Genomic DNA, 19,909 nt, shown 5'->3' on the forward strand with positions numbered 1-19,909 from the left:
TTACTGTTGACGAGTGTACAATTTAGCTCAAAAACTCTACTTGTGTCCTATTCCCTGGTGCGACGTTCCGATCAATACTACTGTCACATCGAAATTACTGTATACTATTATATCAATCCGAAGTCAAACCTCAGAGAAATCCGTGTTACTCTGGATAACCTCTTCGCCATCTTGCGAGACTTCTCTATTTTTCCATACTTCCATTGGTTACATCCGTTAACCATCCGTTGCTCCAACTGACTACTCTCACAACTCCGACAGGGATGGCTATAGATTTGACTCTGTATTAATTGATGTTATCAAGATTCAACCCTAACTACTCAATATGATTATGGTGCTTAAAACGATAACTCTAGTGTCTTCAACTCTAGTTTATTCTCTGTTATTTCTCGGTTGTCTAGGGTTGCCAGTTCAAGCCCAATCGAACACTTTTTCCAATTGCGTTCTAGGCAATGACTTAAGTGGTCGTGATTTGAGCTTTGGTAATTTTAGTAACTGTAATTGGAGAAGTATTAATTTAAGAGGGGCTAATTTATCAGGGGCTTATCTAAATAGTATTCTACTGAACCCTAAACTTCAATCTTACCAACGACGGGCGACCGAAGAAGTAAGTTCTGATCTGACCAATGCGAATCTCCAGGGAGCAGATTTAACTCTCGCTAATTTACAACGAGCCATCCTGACAAATGCTAATTTAGTAGCTGCTCGTTTATTTGATGCTGACTTAACATCGGCTACATTGGAAAATGCTAAATTAGATAAGGTTTTTGCTCCTGTGGTTCTCTTATATGAGGCTAATTTAAAAGGAGCCACATTAAGTTTAGGGGATTTAACCGGTGCGAGCCTGGCTAGCTCTGATTTAAGTAATAGCTATTTGTATAGAACCAAATTAAGCTATGCTGACTTACAAAATGCTAATCTAAGTGGGGCTAATTTAACAGAGGCTAATTTAACAGAGGCTAACTTAACGGGGGCTAATTTAACTGGGGCTAATTTGACTGGGGCTAATTTGTGTAATGCGACTATGCCAGATGGTACAGTATCTCAGCAAGGTTGTCTGTAATTTAGTCGTAAGCATATGCGCTACTTGAGGTGCTACTTGAGGTGCCGTCAGCTAAAAGCTCACGCTACTTGAGGTGCTATCAGGCAAAGATATTTGGCCACGCTACGCGAAGGCTGACCGCTGACCGCTGACGACTGAATGCTTAGCTAATGGCTTACATTTTACTTATCAATACAATACTCTAGATTTAATAAAACATAGGGAAACAAATTTGTAAACCATCCCCCCCAAATTTCTTTAGCTTTTTCCCCTTCAATCAAGGAGTTGACAATACGTTGCCATTGCGGATCATGCTTAGGGAGAATCATGCCATAGAAATCACAGGTCAGTGGCTGAGCTGGAGATAAGGTGTACTGGGATGAGGAGAGTCCTTGTCTGGCTACTTCTCCAATTAATAAAATGCCATCGCTGGCAAAGGCATCAATATCCCTATTGACTAATGCTTTGACTCCTTGAGACCTACCTATGTCTCCAGGAAAAACTATTTTTTGAGCATTAGGATAGGTTTGGTCAATAAATCTTTCTGTGAGGCTACTAGGAAGTACTCCAATTTTTAAACTGTCAAGGCTTTCGTAACGATTGAAGACTCTCGGTTGTTTAGAATCGACTAAAAAGTGTGTGCCAGTAATAAAAAATGGTGTTGAAAATTTTATTCCATCAATCTCACTCCTAATCGTATTAGGGCCACACTCCAAATGTACAGCTTCATCTCGGACAATAGCAAAGCGATTTTATAAGGTTGATTGAATGGCAACAACGTCTAGTTCTATGGGTTTATTGAGTTGTTGTGCAACTTTGTCTTTTAAGGAATTGAGTAGGTCAAAGCAATACCCTTTCCACTCTCCGTTGGCATCAATGTAGCCGAAAGGAGCAGCATCTTTTCTAATACCAACTTTTATGGTGCCAGTTCGTTTAATTTGGTCTAAAACCGTTTCTGAACGCTTCGGTATTGGCTCAATGGCAAGTTGTGGTATGATACTTTCGGGAGCTTCACTGCCAAAGGATTCCTCTAGTTGTTCTGGAGTTAAAGATTTGACTAAATGTAACTCTAGAGAATTCTCAGAGAGCAATTTGGCATAGGTAACACTAAGGTAAGGTCGATATTGAACTCTCCCTGGTTTGAAAACACAGGGATTCTAAGCTGATTTCACTTCGCGGGTTAAAACCGCGCTCCGTGAAGTTGCTTCACGATACGATTTAGATAAAGAGTCTAATCTGTATCGTTGTGGCAGGTTCAAAACTGCTCTACAGACCTCGGCTAGGGGAAACCCTAGCTGTGTCTCTACTTTTCTGAGGATGTTACCAGCCCCATTGCAATCGGCGTTAATCAAATTACCTTTACTTGACAGATATTGTCCACGCTTTACTCTTTTTCCGCTTGCTGCCCACCCCTGCGCTTTGGCGCACGCTACGCGAACAGGTTTCGCGCCGAGCACAGGTAGGAAGTCACGATCTAAAAAACTAGCTTTGCTGGTGTAACTTTCCTCGGTCTCAACAAATTTAATACCGTACTCAATGCACAGTTGTTCTATCCTATTTTTTAATTTAGCAGTAGGGATTTGAACGAACTGCTGATTGTTCTTTTTGCCAATATTAATACGATCTTTATTACGCTTGTTCCAGCCAAACACGATTGTGCTGACTTGGTTTCTTTTGCACCAGTTCACAATGAATCTAGCGACTTTATTTACATTATCGCGCATTTGCCTGTTGCGCTTTTCAGTCAATGAGGCCAACCGATCATCCCAATAGCCCTGAGGTTTCCCTTTTTTGATCGCAGCTACACGCTTGTTGTACCACTGGTTTTGTGACTTAACTTTCCTGCCATCTACAATGAATGACTTCCCTATATTGGAAACGCAAGTCAACCAGTTATTGAGACCTGGATCAACACCTAAGACATTGTCGGTTGACAACACCGGATCGGGGCTTGGTCTTTCATATACAAATTCCAGATAAAAACAGCCATTTCTTGGGACAAATCGATACTCTTTGATTAATTGGAAGTCAATATTGGATGGCATGGGTAGCAGAAAATGGTCAATCCCGAACCAGATTTTGATTTGTTTCCCTAAGGTGAATTTTAGTTGACCTAGACAGCGTTTTACCCATCGAGCAGGATAGCTAACTACAGCTAGACCTCCCTTTTTGCGATACTTTGGGACTCTAGGCTTATTTGTTAACTGCCCTTTGTCGTACAGTTTCTTGAGGGCTTTGTAAGACTTGAAAGATTCAATAACTCCGTGTAACGTCTGTTGGGCGCAGGCAGACCTCATCGCTTTAAAGTGGACGTTGGTTTTCATTATTTTGTCCAGTTCCGCGTTTTTAAGGTATTTGCCGTTTTTGAACAACATTTGACGGCAATAATACAAGCCACAATTTGTTAGCTTATTAGCTTCCGAACAGATGAACTCTATAACTGCCTGATTTTCAACCGTCGTAGTTATTAAGTGCTGCTGGCATCCATACATCTTATTGTCACCTCATTGTTTATATTATATATTTAATATACAGCTACTGTCAACGGATATGACCAGTAAAAATCAATATATTTTCAGGACAACCCCTCACTCGTTGACATTACTAAATTACCACTTTGTCTGGTGTCCAAAAAGGAGAAAATCAGTACTAACCGGAAGCATAAAAATGAGATTGCAAGAAATTATTTTTGAACTCTGCAAAGATAATAATTGGAGACTTATCGCAAAGCGAGATAATGCCAGATCACGTCCACATGTTCTTGGAGGTTGACCCTACTTATGCTCCATCGGTAATAATAAAAAGGGTAAAAGGAAGAGCTTCTCATCATCTCAGAAGAGAATTCCCTGAATTACTAAAGCTCCCAACTCTTTGGTCTCCTAGTTATTTCTGTTCAACTACCGGAAACGCAAACACAGAAACAGTGAAAAGGTATATTGAAAACCAGAAGGGCAAATAACACGAGAGCCGGGATAAATCCCGGTACGCTCCACGCCTACCTAATAAATTAGGTAGCTAACTCTCGCTTGTTAATTCTCTGTTTGGTAAATCCCGAATATGAGTATTAACAAAAGCTAAGCTTAAGGCTTTTAGGTAAGCAAGTCCGACCTGAGGATTGGAACCAAGTAATTCTCTAGGAAACAGGGCAAAATCGTCGCCCGATGCACCACTAGTGGAAAAGTGGTTGCCATCAACAATCATTGCCAGATATTTTTCTGGGGTATTGAGCCAGATGAAGGGGTGAATCTGTTCTGGGACAGTGGGTGCTACGATGTCGTGGCTACCTGCCATAATCATGACTGGCACTTGAATTTTAGCCAAGCTAGCTGGACCAAGGGCTGTGCTGGTAATAGGATTAACAGCGATTACAGCTTTGACCCGTGGATCCTGCAAGTCATAATTAAACGGGGGTAAGCGATTGGCAAGGCATTGGAGCAGTACAGAGAGATTGAAGGTTGGGTCTTGATCAGGACACACTTGGCGCAGTCTTAAATCATTAATTTCTGCACCTGCTACGGCTAACGCTGTGTAACCCCCGAAGGAATGACCAATCACACCAACCTGTTCCAGATTCAGCTGATTAGCAAAATTAGGGTCAGATTTAGAGAGGTCTTCGAGCTCATCGAGCACATATCGAATATGTGACATACTCCCACACTGAATCAAAGATTATAGTGTGGGCTTCTTACCAACTCCACCCAACGGTTCGGATACTCGGTAAGCTTTATTAACGATACGGGATGCCCCTCCGCACCGGAACAATATAATGAGTTCTATTTTAGGCACGTAGGTGGCGGTTAGCTCTTAATTTGATTTACCCTACTACTTTCATTATAGACGATATAAACGATTTTGAGTTCCCTGCTTGGTAAAAAAACTCTGTCCGCGATTCATCTCACACTTATGCTACGCATGTTCGTTGTGAGGCTTCTCGCGGTTGAAGCTAAATAGGTGAAATGGTTGCGATCTGAGGCAAAGCCATGGGACATGACTACTAAGGGGGCTGGTTTGGGATTGCCTTTGGGTAAGTACAGAGCAACCTCAAACTTGGTTTCTCCGGATAACCCTAGAGGGGATTGACGGCGGCGACCGGAAAGGGTGATGACTTGGTCTGTGAATTGATAAGGACCAGGTTGTTGTAAGTCTGTTAACTGGGAGACATCAATGGTATTCTCAGCAGCGGCTTCTCGGGTGGCTTGGTTTGCGATCGCATTCACGGCTGCATCTCGATATCGAAATAGGGTAGCTAGCTCTTTTTGGACATTAAAGATATAGTCGGTATCAATCAACATCCCCTCGGTGGGAAACTGACGCACTATATTCATTAGAGTTAGACCTTCGGAGTCAGCTGCTGCCAAAACCAGCGCTCCCCTAAGACTATGTAAACCATTGCGACCAGGGTGCGTTTTAATCATCTTTCCCAAACCTTCCAGAAAGGCTTCTCCCATGGGGGATTTACCTAAGCGAGATATGGCAACAGGACTGATTTTAATCCGCTTTTGGAGTAGCATCCGCAACTGTTCCAAGGCTTCTGGGTTCAGCATTTGGGCGTAGAACTCAAATTCCTTAGTAATTCTGCCCTCATTGGCGAAAATCTCCAGGGATTCCCGGGAAAGGGACAATTTTAACGGACCATAGTTAAAGTAAATGTATTCTGCACTCTTGGCTGGCTTTGGTTTGACTACTGTGGGGAGTATTCCTAAACCAAGGAATAAGCAAGTATATAAAAAACCTAGTAGTTTCTTGGGTTTGGCTTTTGCTTTCACGAGTCTAGTCTTCTCAGTCTTAGGCTTGATGAGGAGGATTATAATACAAACGAAGAGCAATGTATTGTTGAGACTTCTAGTTATAAGAATTAATTAATTCAAGTCATCGGTAAGTGAATAATTTGGTAAGCATTCAGCTATCAGCATTCAGCTATCAGTTATCAGCTAATGCGCTACGCGCACGCTACGCGAACAGCTATTAGTCATCAGTTTATGCGCTATACACACGCTACTTGATGTGCTTTTGAATAAAATAAGCTGACCGCTGACTACTGACCACTGACCGCTGATCGCTGAATGCTTACATAATTTGGTCTTGATATTCCTGATCATAATAGCATTGTGCAATTATAATTAACTTTTCAATTGGCTTTCAACTGGGCTTGTCTTTCTGATTTGATTTTCCTAGATGTTCTGCTAGCAGTGAGCATCCTACTCCTAGGACATGTGATCAATTAAGCCAGATTAGGGCAGCAGCCAGATAAATTGCTGAGCGCTAAAGTTCCCAGGCTCGCTTATCGTAGCGCGTCGCTTACCCTCGATATTGCTTGAGTCGGGCAAGGATTTGAAGGGGTGGTTGACAACAAGTTCGCAATTTGCTAACTTAGTTTACATAAGCACCGAGCGCAGAATTAATTACCTAGTCTCAATCTCTATAACCCTTACATTGTAGGGCTTTGAGTTTTGTAAAATGTGCAATTAATTTTCTGCACCTGCTTAACGACTTACTCAATTTAGTTCTAGAGAGGTATAAAGTAGATTGACGAACATAAGCAGGTAAACAAATCTGTAAGCCTTACATTGTAGGGCTTTGAGTTTTGTAAAATGTGCAATTAATTTTCTGCACCTGCTTAACGACTTACTCAATTTAGTTCTAGAGAGGTATCTATGAACAGGACTGCATTGAGACTACTCGTAATGTTCAAGAAAGCAAAGATTTTAGTATTAAATTTCCATAACTGGATGTCAATTGGAAGTCAGTTTATGGAAACTTATACTCAAATTCTTTGTATATTGGGCATTACGAGTGGTCTGCGACAACTGGTGATGCCCTTGCTTGTAATGTTATGAGTGTCTTAATGCTCCCTGCAAGGATCTCTCAATCCTTAATTGGAGATATTGACATGCATACTGTAATTACTTTCGACATCGCTAAGTTTTGGCACAACCACCCGGAATCAAAGGAATATATAGCTGCCTGGTTCAAGCTTGTAGAAACAGGACAGTGGTCTAGCTTTGAGCAAATGGGTCAATCTTTTCCCTATCTTGAAGGTAAAGAAAGTAACGCTTTATTTACGATTGGATGCGGTCGTTATACCCTTAAAGCTCGTATCAACTTCAAATACAAGCATATAGTTGTTCGCAATATTATTGCGAACGCGGATTATGATAGACAGAACCTATGAAACCATTCCAAAAAGCTATCTTGATTTGGTAAAAGAACACCCACTTCTTCCCATTATGTCTGAGGCGGAGGAAGAGGCGGCCAAAAATCTCATTAACTTGCTTCTAGATCTAGAGGCATCGGTCGAGTTAACTGAAGAACAAGATAGTTACCTTGCTACTTTGACTGTACTATTGCACGACTATCAGAGGAAGAAACCATTAATTCCAGATATTCACGGGATTGACTTACTCAAGTTACTCATCAAGGAACATGGATTGCGTCAGCAAGACCTAGTTAGCATTTTTAAGACGAAATCAATTGTTTCAATGATATTAAGTGGCAAAAGAAATCTAACCGTGGAACATATCCAGAAACTGGCAGATTATTTCAAATGTTCGCCATCTGCCTTCTTCCCAAGATAAATCTAAGTGTAACCAAGAGAAGGAATTAGAGTTCTTCTCCTGGTTACTATCTATTCCCTATACAGGAGATAAAAATTATGTGGAATGAATTGTTGATTGAAGCTGTTAAACGTCTAGGGTTTATGTTTTTGGGTTATATTGCCAAAGAGGGACTGAAAAGGTTTTTTCAACACAACCGCAACAATAGTGATCAGTTAATACCTGACATTTATGGAACCGATTTATTGCGAGTAATTCTGAAGGAGCATTATCTTCAATCTCAAGAAATAATAGAGATTTTCGGTTCCGAAGCAACCTGTAATTTAATTGTTAGTGGTCAACAAGAATTGACAATTGGACAAATCCAAAAGCTGTCTAAACGTTTGTTGATTTCACCTATGGCATTTTATCCGTTATAAGAGGATATCTGAAAAGTTTTTTGATACTGCATTTTGCCCCCCTAGCCCCCCAACTTTGGGGGGAACAAGAGTCAATTGGCTTCTGAAAGTCCCCCAAAATTGGGGGATTTAGGGGGCTTGGATGTAGCAAATTAGACTTCTCAGACAACCTCTAAGCTGTTGTGCATTTAAACTGTATATTATTGAAATTAATTAAAAAAGTGGTGCGTTACGGGGTGGGCTATTTCAACTAGGCGCTCAGAGGCGGAAAATTAGGGTTAGCCCACCCCTAACACACCCTACGGGATGGAGGTAATGGATGCCCTACGGGGCGAGAGCGACAATGAAAACTATTGGAAAATTATCCGCCATCTTCCCCATCTCTTTAGTGTTGTCTTAAAAATCGGGCAAATATGACTACTACTTCCACTGGACGCTGGCAATTCTGGATTGATCGAGGTGGTACCTTTACTGACATTGTGGCAAAACGCCCGGATGGGCAGTTGATAATTCATAAGTTGCTTTCAGAAAATCCTGAACGGTACCAAGATGCTGGAGTACAGGGAATTCGAGAGATTTTAGACATCCCTGTTGGTAAGTCGATACCCAGTGATGCCATTGAAGCGATCAAGATGGGAACGACAGTAGCCACCAATGCCTTATTGGAACGGAAGGGCGATCGCACTGTCCTAGTGATTACTAAGGGCTTCCAAGATGCCTTGCGCATCGGTTATCAAAATCGCCCCAATATCTTTGCCCGTGAAATTGTGCTCCCTGAAATGCTCTATGAACGGGTGATTGAGATAGAAGAACGGTACAGCGCCCAGGGTGAAGAGCTAATCCCCATCAATCTGGTTGAAACCCGCCAATCCTTGCAAGCTGCTTATGATGACGGTATTCGTAGCTGCGCCATTGTCTTAATGCACGGCTATCGCTATCCCACTCATGAACAGGAGATAGCCACTATCGCATCAGAGATTGGTTTTACCCAAATTTCAGTATCTCATCAAGTCACTCCTTTGATGAAATTAGTCAGTCGGGGGGATACCACAGTGGTTGATGCTTATTTATCACCGATTCTACGTCGCTATGTAGATCAGGTAGAACAACAGTTGCAGCTTGGTGGGTTGAGCGGTGAAGCTTTGGAAAATAACCTTGAACCTACTCAGCCTGAAGGCTTACAGGGCAAAACCTCTGGACTATTGATGTTCATGCAGTCAAACGGAGGACTGGCGGACGCGCAACAGTTTCAAGGGAAGGATAGTATTTTATCAGGACCGGCTGGGGGTATTGTCGGAGCAGTACAGACTAGTCGAATTGCTGGTTTTGAGACGATCATTACCTTTGATATGGGTGGCACCTCTACAGATGTAGCCCATTATAACGGGGAATACGAGCGTACCTTTGAAACTGAGATTGCTGGGGTGCGGCTGCGCACGCCAATGATGGCAATTAATACAGTAGCTGCTGGTGGTGGCTCCATTGTCCAGTTTGATGGTGCCCGTTATCGGGTAGGACCAGAGTCAGCTGGGGCAAATCCAGGTCCTGCTTCCTACGGTAAGGGGGGTCCGTTGACGGTGACCGATTGCAATGTGATGGTCGGGAAGTTGCAGCCAGGGTTTTTTCCCAAGGTGTTTGGAGCGGATGGTAACTTGCCGTTGGATGCTGAGGTGGTAAGGCAGAGGTTTGAAGGATTGGTCGAACAGATTGGGGATAACCGAAAACCAGAGGAAGTAGCAGCAGGATTTTTAGCGATCGCAGTCGAGAAGATGGCCAATGCCATTAAACAGATTTCTCTACAACGGGGCTATGACGTTTCCGAGTATACCCTATGTTGCTTTGGGGGTGCTGGTGGCCAGCATGGGTGTTTAATTGCCGAAGCCTTAGGGATTAAGCGAGTGTTCATTCATCCCTTTGCTGGAGTATTGTCCGCTTATGGCATGGGTTTAGCCGATATCAGGGTATTGAAAGAACAGTCAGTTGAAGCTGAGTTAGTAGAGGGGTTGGAGTTAGAGGGAATTTTGGCCAAGTTGGTGGCTCAGGGCATAGAAGAGTTGAAACACAACCATACCCAGGATCGGAATAGTAACGAGGTTGAAGTGATTCGGCGAGTCCATTTGCGCTATGAGGGCACCGATTCAGCCTTGGTTGTTGGGTTTGGTGGGATTGATCAGATCACGGAAGAGTTTGAGGGATTGCATCAACAACGCTATGGATTTATCGTGCCAGGGAAAACGTTAATGGTCGAAGCGGTTTCGGTAGAGTTAGTAAAGCGGATGGCTATCCCAACAGAACCGATACGGTCTCGTCACAGTGGGGAAATGTGTGCTCCCGTTGCCACAGTGCAAATGTATACCGCTAATCGGTGGTGGGATACCCCTGTGTTTAGGCGAGAGGATTGGCAACCAGGGGATTCGGTGTTTGGTCCGGCTTTAATTATTGAGGCAACTGGAACTAATGTGATTGAGCCTGGTTGGAAGGCAGAGGTGACTGAACGGAATCATTTGATTTTAGTTAAATCTGGTTTGGCGGAGCAGCAAGACAATCTGGAAAGCTTGACAAATAGCACTATAGATCAGCTGCCACCAAATACCGTCCAAGCTTCACCCCATCCTGACCCGGTCATGCTCGAAATCTTTAACAATCTATTCCGTTCCATAGCAGAGCAAATGGGGACAACTCTCGAAAATACCAGTTATTCAGTCAATATCAAGGAACGGCTAGACTTTTCCTGTGCGATTTTTGACCAACAAGGGCAATTGGTAGCGAATGCCCCCCATATTCCAGTGCATTTGGGGTCAATGAGTGAAAGTGTCCGCAGCTTGATTGATGCCCATGGTGATAGTCTCAAACCTGGGGATGTCTATATTCTCAACAATCCCTACAACGGTGGCACTCATCTCCCAGATGTCACCCTTGTTACTCCAGTTTTCCTCAACTCTTCCCTAGGGCTAAAGGAACCTTCTCCCCTCTCCCCTTTATTCTTTGTCGCTTCCCGAGGACACCATGCTGACATCGGTGGTATCACTCCCGGTTCCATGCCTCCTAATAGTACCAGTGTCAAGGAAGAAGGGGTATTAATTGACAATTTCCTGCTGGTTGAGAATGGTAAATTCCGAGACAATGAAATAACCCAACTCCTGTTAGGGGGTAAATACCCAGTCCGGAATCTGACTCAGAATATAGCTGATTTACAAGCACAGATTGCTGCCAATGAGAAGGGTGTACAAGAGTTACAGCAGATGGTAGCCCACTATGGATTAGAGACAGTGCAAGCCTATATGGGTTATGTCCAAGATAATGCTGAGGAGTCAGTGCGCCGGGTGATTGATGTGCTCACAGATGGCAGTTTCAGCTATGAGTTAGATGGGGGTGCTAAGATTCAGGTCACGATTACTATTGACCGGAACAACCGTAGTGCCAAGATTGATTTTACCGGTACCTCGGGTCAGTTAGACAGTAATTTTAATGCACCGTCAGCGGTATGCAAAGCAGCAGTGCTATACGTCTTCCGCACCCTAGTCGATGATGATATTCCCCTCAATGCCGGTTGTCTGAAGCCTTTGGAGGTGATTATTCCGGAAGGTTCTATGCTCAATCCCCGTTATCCAGCAGCAGTGGTAGCAGGAAATGTGGAAACATCCCAAGCAATAACCGATGCGCTCTATGGTGCTTTAGGAGTGATGGCGGCATCTCAGAGTACTATGAATAATTTTACCTTTGGCAATGAGCGCTATCAATACTATGAAACCATTTGTGGAGGCTCTGGGGCAGGGATTGATTTTGATGGCACAGATGCGGTACATACTCACATGACCAATTCTCGCTTAACTGACCCAGAAGTTTTGGAATGGCGATTTCCAGTACTTTTGGAAAGGTTTGGGATTCGCCCTGATAGTGGGGGTAAGGGCGTTCATTGTGGGGGTAATGGCGTAATTCGCCAGATTCGTTTCCTAGAACCTATGACCGCAGGAATTCTATCTGGACGTCGAGTGGTCAAGCCTTTTGGGTTAAATGGTGGTGAAGCGGGTGCTTTGGGAAAAAATTATGTGGAACGGAAGGATGGAACTGTTGAAGAGTTGGGTAGTACTGGGGTAGTGGAAATGAATGCAGGTGATGTGTTTGTGATTGAGACCCCTGGGGGTGGGGGATTTGGTTTGGATAGTGGTGATAGTCAATCCTAATCGGTAGGAGGCGAATGCGATCGGCAGAGCCCATCCCATTGGTTTTTCCTTTGGGTGAAAATTCTTAACGGTCTAGAAGGTTAATGGTTAGACCAGTAGCAGCACCTTTAACCGCATTATCTACCACTGAACCATTGTCAATGATCACGCCAGTGACAACACTAGCAGCAGCACCAAACCCTGCATCTTGAACTAGACTCCCAGCACTGTTACGCCGAGCTCTAGTTCTATTGCGCTTAGTAGCATTGACAGCAGCACCAGCGGCAGCGCCATTGGCACTATTACCTATCAGTGAGCCGTTGTCACTTAATTCTCCAACTACCGCACCAGCAGCAGCACCAATACCGATATCTCTTAATAAATCATCAGCAGCTGCCGGTGCAGCGGGTAGTAGTGTTGCGCCTACAAAACCGGTTGTGATCAGTCCTGGTAGTAGAGCACCGAAAATTCCTTTCATCTTTGTGTCCTCTAAATTCAGAAATCGATCTACTGCTCTTAGGTTAGATCTGCCTCTCGGTAGATAACCTCTTCCATTGGTGACAAGTTAAGGAAAAATATTCTTGACTTTTTTGGCTGAGTTGTTCTTTAAGGGTATTCAAAAAGTTATTACCCGTACTCAGACAGGCAAAGGACTTGCCAACTCGTCGGCAAGAACCTAAAAGCATATAGTTTGCCCGCAGCCAATTTGAGTGCATTCGGATTGCTGAGAGTTCAACCCTCTCAGCCCCATTAATATATCTTGAGTGGATCCCTTTCGAGGGTTATCGTGAGGGAAGGATTCGCTGCTCCACCTTTGGGATAGCTAATATGGATAGTTTTTTTATTCCCTTCTTGTCCAACTAATTTTTTGTTTGTCGCAGCTAAATTAAACCACCTTGAACCACTTGGTGACCAAGCATGATAGGCAATGGCTAAATAGTTTGGTTTATCCTCGTCATTAGAATAGTAGAATGGAATGTAATTCATCTCATCACTCCTACGCCAAAGACGAACTGCATCATCACCATCAGACTTATCAGATGATGAAAGCTTATAAACTGAAAAAGCTTGCTCTTCTAGCTTATTCCCCCCAGGCATTCCAAGTTTATAGTTTATGGTAACTTGCATACCTGGTTCTAATTTGATAACCTGCAATTTGTCTGAGTCTACATTATTATCGTAAGCTAGTGCTATAGACGACACCATCAACAGTAATTGATTTACCAACAAAGATACCCCTATGAACTTTAACTTTAAGGGGTTGGAAAATATATTCATGTTTTCTCCGATTAATTTCTGTTTTCCGCTCTAGATAATATTTGAACTGTTCAATAACTTGGCTGCTGCGTCTCAATAGGGGCAGCACCAAGCTGATTTCTTCGGTATGGCTATTTTGGGTTCACTCAATAGTCCGACTGTCTCGCTGTTAGGCTAAATATAAACCAAGCTCAGGCTAGTGTGTCCTTCGCTTTGAGATTTACTAATACTTTGTAACAACATGATTTACAAATAGCAAACAAACTTAAATTGTCACCAATAATCTCTTCCCATAGAATTATTTTACCGCGCTGCATCAAGAACATGAATCTACCAAAGCTTCCTAAATATATATAGGGCTTAGAGTTTTTGACCTTGTCTTGATGCAAAGCGCGAGTGGGGGAAACCAGGGCAGTTCCTCAAGACCGCGCTGCATCGCCACCAAAAATTCCTATATAATTTCTTGCCTCTTGCCTCTTGCCTCTTGCCTCTTGCCTTACTAGGGAATAATTGCGAACACCCTTGCTGGGAAACCAGAACCCTTCAGGGGCTTAGGAAAAGTTACTATTGCGATCGCACCATATTCCGGAACCTGATCCAAGTTAGTCAGCAACTCAATCTGATACTTGTCTTGGCTGAGAATATAATTTTCTAGGGAATAGTCCCCTTGGCTAGTGGCAATTCCAGGGTCAGTATCAGTTGTTTCATGACCGGAAGCAGTAATGTAGCGTTCTTCGTAAAGATATTTGAGTACTTCAGCGCTCCAGCCAGGATAATGGGCAATACCATTAGCGTCAGCATTACGCATTTTGGTCATACTAGGCCAAGCCTTAGACCAATCCGTACGCATTGCTACAAATGCCCCTTCTGGCACTAAACCGTATTTCTGTTCCCAAGCTTGTACATCTTCCAGGGTAATTTGATAGTCGGGGTTGTGACTGACCTTGTCGCTGACATCAATTACCACAAGAGGTAGCACCATTTCAGTGACCGGGATTTCATCCTGAAACCGTTTGCCCCTGACGAAATGAGCTGGCGGATCAACGTGGGTACCCCATTGACCTGGAATATTATAGCGCTGTGCCCAAAATCCAGACCCCTTGGTGCCAACCATTTCATCGTAGTAGTAGGTTGTGGTGCGTGTTTCAGGATCAAAGCCTGGCCAGTGGGGAATCTGGGGATGAAAGGTATGGGTTAAATCCACAAACTCATGGGACTTTAGTTCTGCTAATTTATCCCAAAGACTGGGGTAGTCAGCGGCTTGGGCAGTGCTTGGGTTCGCCAAACCGACTATGACAATCATGGTTAAGACCAACAAAGCTTTAAGCAACATGGCTCTTCCCTAGAAAAATTATCGAATGAAGTATCAAGGATTAAGGATAAACCATGAAGCATCAAGGATTAAGGATGAATCAGTGTAAGTATTCAGCTATCAGCCGTCAGCTATCAGCTATCAGCTATCAGCTGTCAGCTTTCAGCTTATGGGCTACGCGCACGCTACTTGAAGTGCTTTTGAATAAAATAAGCTGTTCCCGTAGCGTGGCCTATGGCCAACGGCTGACGGCTGACGGCTGACGGCTGAATGCTTACCAATCAGTGTCCATCTTCTATCCATATTTATATAGTTATTGGTGATTTTTAAGCACTTACGCATTTACACACTTACGCACTTATTTACTCAATTCGACGTCAAACGCTTAGAAATCTGGTTAATTAGCCCACTCACAATAGCCCCAGCCATCAGCACACCAATGGCGGGAGTAAATACTGGTTCCCAAAGGCTGTACCATAGTTCCAGTCCCAAGGGAATACCAACCGAACGACCAACCAATGCGATCGCAAACCAAAAAAAGCTCAATAAGACTAGAAAAACATCGAGCATTAAAATTTGGTTAAGCCAACGGAGCAATTGCTCTTTCATCTTCAAAATTTCTGGTATTTTAGTTTAATTGTCAACGTTATTAGTTTATTGGTGTGCAGTCATGCTGGTCAAGAGTGAAATAATCGAACTTAAAACCCACGAACCTATCGCTATCTACAATATCACCGATTACATCAGCAAATTACTAGAGGTTACTGGGCTTAAAAACGGTCATGCTTTAGTTTTTTCCAGACATACAACTACTGCGTTAGCCATTAATGAATACGAAGAACGATTACTCGAAGATATTAAAGTCCATCTAGACAAGCTAGCCCCTAAAGATGGTAAATATCTCCATAATGACCTGCACTTAAGGATTGTACCTCCTGATGAGCCGATCAATGCCCACTCTCACCTAATGGCCATGATGCTAAACAACAGCGAATATATTCCTATTATTGATGGCAAATTGGCTTTGGGCACCTGGCAATCTGTTTTATTCCTTGAATTAGATGGTCCTAGAGACAGAACTGTTTTAATTCAACTATGTGGTGAAACCTAAAAACTAGCTTACTAGGAATTGGCTGAAGCAGAACGGTTTAAGTAAACACCCTTATCCTAATTATAGATAATTATAGATAGAATGAGCTGAGCAAACTCCGTTAATACATTGGTATCAAAGTTGTGCTAAGATAGATAATATTGGACTCGCTCTCACTAAGAATCCTCTTCCTTCTAAGAAGGGTAGAGTGTCAACATAGTTCGACTTTGAACTGATTGAAGTAAGTTGAGCGTACCCCATCACAACCATGCCGAAATTCTGGTTTAGACTCTACAGTAGCGCTACCATAGCATCACTTCTACTTGCCGCTGGCTTTTGGAAGACTACGCCACTCTACCATGCAGCAAACACACTACTCCCCTCAGTAGCAGTATCCCCTGGGAATCAAGTAGTCGCTCAGGGTTCTCCCCCAGCCTGCTCTTCTATTGATCCGATTACCAAGGGTATGAAAAAAGAACGAAGAGCAACTGCTATGGCACAATTGGCTCGATCAACAGAAGATTGGGATTTTGTGATCAATGAGTGGATTCAAGCCATTGAGGATTTGCAAACTATCCCAGCAGACAGTCCTAAACGGATTTTTGCTCAAAAAAAAATTGCTGAATATATCAAGAACCTAGAGTTAGCTTACCTTGAAGCAGTAGCAACCACTTCATCCTTGCCCTTCTCTAGTTTTGATAACGAAATATTTGATCAGCAGCTGCGGCTTTATCTATCCTATATTGCTGCCGTTGGTACGCCTGACATTCTAATTGTAGGTAGTTCGCGGGCATTGCAAGGGCTTGATCCTCAGCAACTCCAAAAATCCTTAGGGATATTAGGCAAAGGAGAGCTAAAGGTGTTCAATTTTGGGGTAAATGGTGCCACAGCTCAATTTGTTGACTTCCAACTCCGTCAGCTCCTGACTCCAGAACAATTGCCACGGTTAGTGATCTGGGCTGATGGGGTGCGTGCCTTCAATAGTGGACGAGTAGACCGCACCTATCAATCCCTTGTCGCCTCTGAGGGATATAAACGTTTGCTGGCAGGCGATCGCCCCACACTTCCTAAAAGTCAAAAGGAATCTGCCAATACTTGCCAAGCTATTTCTGAGTCTACTATTTCCAGTGTTACTACTAAAATTTATCAAAAATGGGCACCGGAAACTAGACTTTGGGCAACAGCGACCTTAACTTCAAATCGGCAACCTAGACCCTGCAACCTAGACCCTGCAACCTGCAACCTGCAACTGGTTTCCAAACAGTCAACTACCGCCAACACTGGCTATAGTACTTTTGCCATCAATGCTAATGGTTTTATCCCTATGAATGGAACCTTTAACCCCAAAATTTACTATCGGAGCCATCCACGAGTGTCAGGGAGATATGATGCCGATTATCAGCCCTTCAGTTTTGCCGGTAAACAGACTACTGCTGTCAATGCTATTAAAAGCTTTTTGCGGCAACAAAATATTCCCTTAGTGGTGGTTAACTTACCCCTTACCAAAGACTATTTAGATCCAGTGCGTCTGAATCGTGAACAGAAATTGCAGCAGTGGATGCTCAAACAAACTGGTGAAGGATTTATCTTTATCGATATGGGCAGGCAGTGGCTAAACCAAAATCAGTATTTTGCTGATCCCAGTCATCTGAATCAATATGGCGCAGCAGCAGTGGCTAGCGAGTTGGCCGCTAATCCCCAGATTCCTTGGCCTTGACCTAATTCATAACCCAATTCATGACTTTTTGCCCCCTCAATCGACAATTCTTGTAGCGGGTGATGGGGTGATGGGATGATGGAATAATACCAAATAAAACAGTTTGAATACATTGATTAGATTAAATTTAGATTAAATTTAGATTAAATTTATTAGATTAAAGGGTGTGATGTGTATTGAAAATTGAAAATTGAAAATGTAATTATTCAGGTTTTGGGGTTGTTTGTGAAGCTATTTTGTGCATTTTGCCAGCGGCCTGACTCAAACTGTATTAAACAATCCAAATTTGCTGATTTTTGCTGCCAAATTCACACGTTACAGAGTTTGTCAACCCCTACACCTAAATAATTACATAAACAATTAACAATTAACAATTAACAATTAAAGATTTACCTGCATAGCAAGTGATTAAACTGGAGGAGATATTATTCCCCCAGTCTCCCTTCCCTTTAAAGGCTAGTCTCTTTACATGTTGTTGAAAGCTTTCCCTTCCAAGCCATACACCCTAAAGCAATAACGTTAAACAGACCCAATATCGAACTTGGTTCTGGTACTTGTTCGATTGAGTAGACAGTAGTTGTGCCACTGACCTCATTGTTAACAACTAGCATCGGTGTTTGGTTGGGACTATCCTCTGCTGATATGAACAGCAATCCTTCAAGACCAAGATCCCCTGCTGTACCAGCCTCAGGATCCCCTAGAAAGTCGCGGTTGTTGATGTAATTCACAAAGAATGGATTTTCAGGATCGCTAACGTCATAGACTATGAAGCCACCAATCTGCTCAAAACCGATGAAGGCAAAGGAGCGACCGAATAACTCAACCACTGTTATCCCCTGGGGTTCCGGACCTCTATTGTCGCTGCGGGTATCAAAGTTGTTTTCCTCAGCTTCAGCGTTGAAGAAATCTGGAAATAGGTCAGCAGTTATTTGTTCAAAAGCATCACCACTGTCAAAAACTAGCTCTAAGTCATCCTCTATTACCTTCCAAATTGAGAAGGAGCGTCCTCCAAAGGCAAACAGTTCGTCAAAGTCACCGTCTCCATCAGGGTCACCATTGATCGTTGACACTTGCAAACGTCCAAGAACATCATCTTCTTGTAGAGCGATCGCATCAGGGAAGGCAGTTGGGTCTAAGACTAAGTCATCTATCCGATCATCTTCCTGGAAAAACCTTACTTCTTCACCGTCTAAGTCACCCTCAATGCGGAGGAAATCGCCTTCGTTAGCAGTCACCAAGTAAGTTATGCCGTCAACGGTATAGACATCAAGTTGGTCTGGCTGGAATAACCCAAACACTGGCCTGTTTTGGATATTGATAGCATCGTCTCTATCGCTGGTATCTAAGCCATTATTAGGCTGACTGTGATCTTTGACACCGAGACCCACAACGTTAGTGAACTCATTAGTTTCTAGATTGAGAACACCAATAGCATTGTTTTCCTGGAGTGCTACCCAGGCAGTTTTACCATCGTCTGAGACAGTGATGTTTTCCGGTTGGAGATCCCGATCAGGGGTAATCGGGGACTGGAATAAATCCTCAATACCGAATTCCTCCTGGGATGAAGCCTCAAGTTCTTCCAATGCATCGACAAAGAGGTTAACTCCCTGGTTTTGGAGATACTGCTTTGAGAACGAACTAAAGTCTGCAGTCCTGACAGTAGGATGCTTCGAGTCAAGAAGGTCGATAATACTAACCGACCCCTTTGGATTAACGATCTGACCTAAAGTCTCTGAGAAGGCTGGCTCTCCTTCATTGGCAACCAGTAACTTTGTGCCATCTGGGGTAAAGGTTACCGCGTCAGGCAAGGCACCAACCGTGACCGATGTTTTGAAGTTACCGTTGGTGTCAAAGAAAGCCACTGTTCCTGGATCAGTTCGCACTTCATTGGCTACGGAAACCGCTAGTAAGCCATTGGTAGAGGCAATACTCGTTGGTGTTGCCCCAAACGATTCCAGGGGAATGGTGGTGGATAACGAGAGGTTGCCTGCGACAAAGTCCAGGACATCCACTTGATTGCTACTAGCATTGGTAACGAATAACCTTTGGCTGAGTGGATCGAAAGTCGATATCTCCGCCGCCCCATCATCGAAGATTCCCGTGGAAAAGGTAGAAATCGGTGTGATGTTTAGGGAGAAGGCGGCGGCAGGTGATGTAAGTATACCCAACAGCAATGTTGAGTTAATGGTTGCTTGTATGATATTAGGCATTTTTCTATGAGAAATAGATGGACTCTGATCTTTTACCATGGTGTTCCTTGCCCCGTCTAGGTATAGGAATACCTAGCTAATACTTTAAATGAAATGGTTATCATGTAATTTATGATGCAATTATGAGAAATTTTTTAAATCAGTGCTCAATTTCGTGTAGTTCTAG

19 protein-coding genes and 1 pseudogene are annotated in these 19,909 nt (G+C 43.2%); 10 read left to right on the top strand and 10 right to left on the bottom strand.

The window, feature by feature from the left end; genetic code table 11:
* The first annotated feature begins 6 nt into the window (after positions 1 to 6).
* On the top strand, positions 7 to 240 hold the full coding sequence (locus F6K53_RS08375) for a hypothetical protein (protein WP_293028172.1): 234 nt from the start codon (positions 7 to 9) through the stop codon (positions 238 to 240).
* Between the two features lie 85 nt (positions 241 to 325).
* On the top strand, positions 326 to 1,063 hold the full coding sequence (locus tag F6K53_RS08380) for a pentapeptide repeat-containing protein (protein ID WP_293080350.1): 738 nt from the start codon (positions 326 to 328) through the stop codon (positions 1,061 to 1,063).
* A gap of 161 nt (positions 1,064 to 1,224) precedes the next feature.
* Here F6K53_RS08380 and F6K53_RS45725 read toward each other — a convergent pair whose 3' ends face one another.
* The 3 genes from F6K53_RS45725 to F6K53_RS08390 form a co-directional block, all read right to left on the bottom strand.
* Complete coding sequence (locus tag F6K53_RS45725) at positions 1,225 to 1,758, bottom strand: transporter substrate-binding domain-containing protein (RefSeq protein ID WP_364300925.1); 534 nt, start codon at positions 1,756 to 1,758, stop codon at positions 1,225 to 1,227.
* Positions 1,759 to 1,794: 36 nt separating this feature from the next.
* Complete coding sequence (locus tag F6K53_RS45730; RefSeq protein WP_364300928.1) at positions 1,795 to 2,133, bottom strand: hypothetical protein; 339 nt, start codon at positions 2,131 to 2,133, stop codon at positions 1,795 to 1,797.
* A 66-nt stretch (positions 2,134 to 2,199) separates the two neighbouring features.
* Positions 2,200 to 3,534 carry a transposase gene (locus F6K53_RS08390; protein ID WP_293064536.1) on the bottom strand — a complete coding sequence of 445 codons (1,335 nt, stop codon included), beginning with the start codon at positions 3,532 to 3,534 and terminating at the stop codon, positions 2,200 to 2,202.
* A gap of 58 nt (positions 3,535 to 3,592) precedes the next feature.
* On the opposite strand from F6K53_RS08390, the pseudogene tnpA reads away from it, so the two are divergent.
* Positions 3,593 to 4,001: pseudogene (tnpA, locus tag F6K53_RS08395) on the top strand (IS200/IS605 family transposase).
* A gap of 56 nt (positions 4,002 to 4,057) precedes the next feature.
* Here the strand turns inward: tnpA and F6K53_RS08400 are convergent.
* Positions 4,058 to 4,690, bottom strand: coding sequence for a hypothetical protein (locus tag F6K53_RS08400; RefSeq protein WP_293025791.1), 633 nt, complete (start codon positions 4,688 to 4,690; stop codon positions 4,058 to 4,060).
* 242 nt (positions 4,691 to 4,932) lie between these two features.
* Complete coding sequence (locus tag F6K53_RS08405; RefSeq protein ID WP_293025795.1) at positions 4,933 to 5,808, bottom strand: alpha/beta hydrolase; 876 nt, start codon at positions 5,806 to 5,808, stop codon at positions 4,933 to 4,935.
* A 1,007-nt stretch (positions 5,809 to 6,815) separates the two neighbouring features.
* Here F6K53_RS08405 and F6K53_RS08410 point away from each other — a divergent pair.
* The 4 genes from F6K53_RS08410 (at position 6,816) to F6K53_RS08425 (ending at position 12,178) form a co-directional block, all read left to right on the top strand.
* Positions 6,816 to 7,214, top strand: coding sequence for a type II toxin-antitoxin system HigB family toxin (locus tag F6K53_RS08410; RefSeq protein WP_293064539.1), 399 nt, complete (start codon positions 6,816 to 6,818; stop codon positions 7,212 to 7,214).
* Complete coding sequence (locus F6K53_RS08415; RefSeq protein ID WP_070391888.1) at positions 7,195 to 7,617, top strand: helix-turn-helix domain-containing protein; 423 nt, start codon at positions 7,195 to 7,197, stop codon at positions 7,615 to 7,617. The genes F6K53_RS08410 and F6K53_RS08415 overlap by 20 nt, the downstream gene beginning before the upstream one ends.
* A 77-nt stretch (positions 7,618 to 7,694) precedes the next feature.
* On the top strand, positions 7,695 to 8,015 hold the full coding sequence (locus F6K53_RS08420) for a hypothetical protein (protein WP_293064544.1): 321 nt from the start codon (positions 7,695 to 7,697) through the stop codon (positions 8,013 to 8,015).
* Between the two features lie 392 nt (positions 8,016 to 8,407).
* Complete coding sequence (locus tag F6K53_RS08425; protein WP_293064547.1) at positions 8,408 to 12,178, top strand: hydantoinase B/oxoprolinase family protein; 3,771 nt, start codon at positions 8,408 to 8,410, stop codon at positions 12,176 to 12,178.
* Between the two features lie 64 nt (positions 12,179 to 12,242).
* Here F6K53_RS08425 and F6K53_RS08430 read toward each other — a convergent pair whose 3' ends face one another.
* From F6K53_RS08430 to F6K53_RS08440, 3 genes are all read right to left on the bottom strand, one after another.
* Complete coding sequence (locus tag F6K53_RS08430; RefSeq protein WP_293064550.1) at positions 12,243 to 12,635, bottom strand: hypothetical protein; 393 nt, start codon at positions 12,633 to 12,635, stop codon at positions 12,243 to 12,245.
* Between the two features lie 272 nt (positions 12,636 to 12,907).
* Positions 12,908 to 13,363, bottom strand: a complete 456-nt coding sequence (locus tag F6K53_RS08435; RefSeq protein ID WP_293080365.1) for a hypothetical protein — start codon at positions 13,361 to 13,363, stop codon at positions 12,908 to 12,910.
* A gap of 550 nt (positions 13,364 to 13,913) precedes the next feature.
* Positions 13,914 to 14,747: a cyclase family protein gene (locus F6K53_RS08440; protein WP_075897776.1), complete on the bottom strand. Its 834-nt coding sequence runs from the start codon at positions 14,745 to 14,747 to the stop codon at positions 13,914 to 13,916.
* 53 nt (positions 14,748 to 14,800) lie between these two features.
* On the opposite strand from F6K53_RS08440, the gene F6K53_RS08445 reads away from it, so the two are divergent.
* Positions 14,801 to 14,989, top strand: a complete 189-nt coding sequence (locus F6K53_RS08445; protein WP_143727507.1) for a hypothetical protein — start codon at positions 14,801 to 14,803, stop codon at positions 14,987 to 14,989.
* A 103-nt stretch (positions 14,990 to 15,092) separates the two neighbouring features.
* Here the strand turns inward: F6K53_RS08445 and F6K53_RS08450 are convergent, their stop codons facing one another.
* Positions 15,093 to 15,335 carry a hypothetical protein gene (locus F6K53_RS08450; RefSeq protein ID WP_071103904.1) on the bottom strand — a complete coding sequence of 81 codons (243 nt, stop codon included), beginning with the start codon at positions 15,333 to 15,335 and terminating at the stop codon, positions 15,093 to 15,095.
* A gap of 61 nt (positions 15,336 to 15,396) precedes the next feature.
* On the opposite strand from F6K53_RS08450, the gene F6K53_RS08455 reads away from it, so the two are divergent.
* Together F6K53_RS08455 and F6K53_RS08460 are read left to right on the top strand one after the other, a co-directional pair.
* The gene (locus F6K53_RS08455; RefSeq protein WP_293064555.1) at positions 15,397 to 15,837 is read left to right on the top strand and encodes a secondary thiamine-phosphate synthase enzyme YjbQ; all 441 of its coding nucleotides are present in this window, start codon (positions 15,397 to 15,399) and stop codon (positions 15,835 to 15,837) included.
* Between the two features lie 247 nt (positions 15,838 to 16,084).
* Positions 16,085 to 17,533 (top strand): hypothetical protein, encoded by a 1,449-nt coding sequence (locus tag F6K53_RS08460; protein ID WP_293064558.1) that lies wholly within the window; start codon positions 16,085 to 16,087, stop codon positions 17,531 to 17,533.
* Positions 17,534 to 17,982: 449 nt separating this feature from the next.
* Here F6K53_RS08460 and F6K53_RS08465 read toward each other — a convergent pair whose 3' ends face one another.
* Positions 17,983 to 19,743, bottom strand: a complete 1,761-nt coding sequence (locus F6K53_RS08465; RefSeq protein WP_293064561.1) for a choice-of-anchor I family protein — start codon at positions 19,741 to 19,743, stop codon at positions 17,983 to 17,985.
* Positions 19,744 to 19,909: the final 166 nt, after the last annotated feature.

It is taken from the genome of Moorena sp. SIO4A1 (assembly GCF_010672065.1).
Lineage (GTDB): Bacteria > Cyanobacteriota > Cyanobacteriia > Cyanobacteriales > Coleofasciculaceae > Moorena.

Coding starts and splice junctions, on each gene's coding strand:
- F6K53_RS08380 (WP_293080350.1), top strand. CDS start 326: ATGATTATGGTGCTTAAAACGATAACTCTAGTGTCTTCAACTCTAGTT.
- F6K53_RS08390 (WP_293064536.1), bottom strand. CDS start 3,534: ATGTATGGATGCCAGCAGCACTTAATAACTACGACGGTTGAAAATCAG.
- F6K53_RS08400 (WP_293025791.1), bottom strand. CDS start 4,690: ATGTCACATATTCGATATGTGCTCGATGAGCTCGAAGACCTCTCTAAA.
- F6K53_RS08415 (WP_070391888.1), top strand. CDS start 7,195: ATGATAGACAGAACCTATGAAACCATTCCAAAAAGCTATCTTGATTTG.
- F6K53_RS08420 (WP_293064544.1), top strand. CDS start 7,695: ATGTGGAATGAATTGTTGATTGAAGCTGTTAAACGTCTAGGGTTTATG.
- F6K53_RS08425 (WP_293064547.1), top strand. CDS start 8,408: ATGACTACTACTTCCACTGGACGCTGGCAATTCTGGATTGATCGAGGT.
- F6K53_RS08430 (WP_293064550.1), bottom strand. CDS start 12,635: ATGAAAGGAATTTTCGGTGCTCTACTACCAGGACTGATCACAACCGGT.
- F6K53_RS08435 (WP_293080365.1), bottom strand. CDS start 13,363: ATGGTGTCGTCTATAGCACTAGCTTACGATAATAATGTAGACTCAGAC.
- F6K53_RS08440 (WP_075897776.1), bottom strand. CDS start 14,747: ATGTTGCTTAAAGCTTTGTTGGTCTTAACCATGATTGTCATAGTCGGT.
- F6K53_RS08445 (WP_143727507.1), top strand. CDS start 14,801: ATGAAGCATCAAGGATTAAGGATGAATCAGTGTAAGTATTCAGCTATC.
- F6K53_RS08450 (WP_071103904.1), bottom strand. CDS start 15,335: ATGAAAGAGCAATTGCTCCGTTGGCTTAACCAAATTTTAATGCTCGAT.
- F6K53_RS08455 (WP_293064555.1), top strand. CDS start 15,397: ATGCTGGTCAAGAGTGAAATAATCGAACTTAAAACCCACGAACCTATC.
- F6K53_RS08460 (WP_293064558.1), top strand. CDS start 16,085: ATGCCGAAATTCTGGTTTAGACTCTACAGTAGCGCTACCATAGCATCA.
- F6K53_RS08465 (WP_293064561.1), bottom strand. CDS start 19,743: ATGCCTAATATCATACAAGCAACCATTAACTCAACATTGCTGTTGGGT.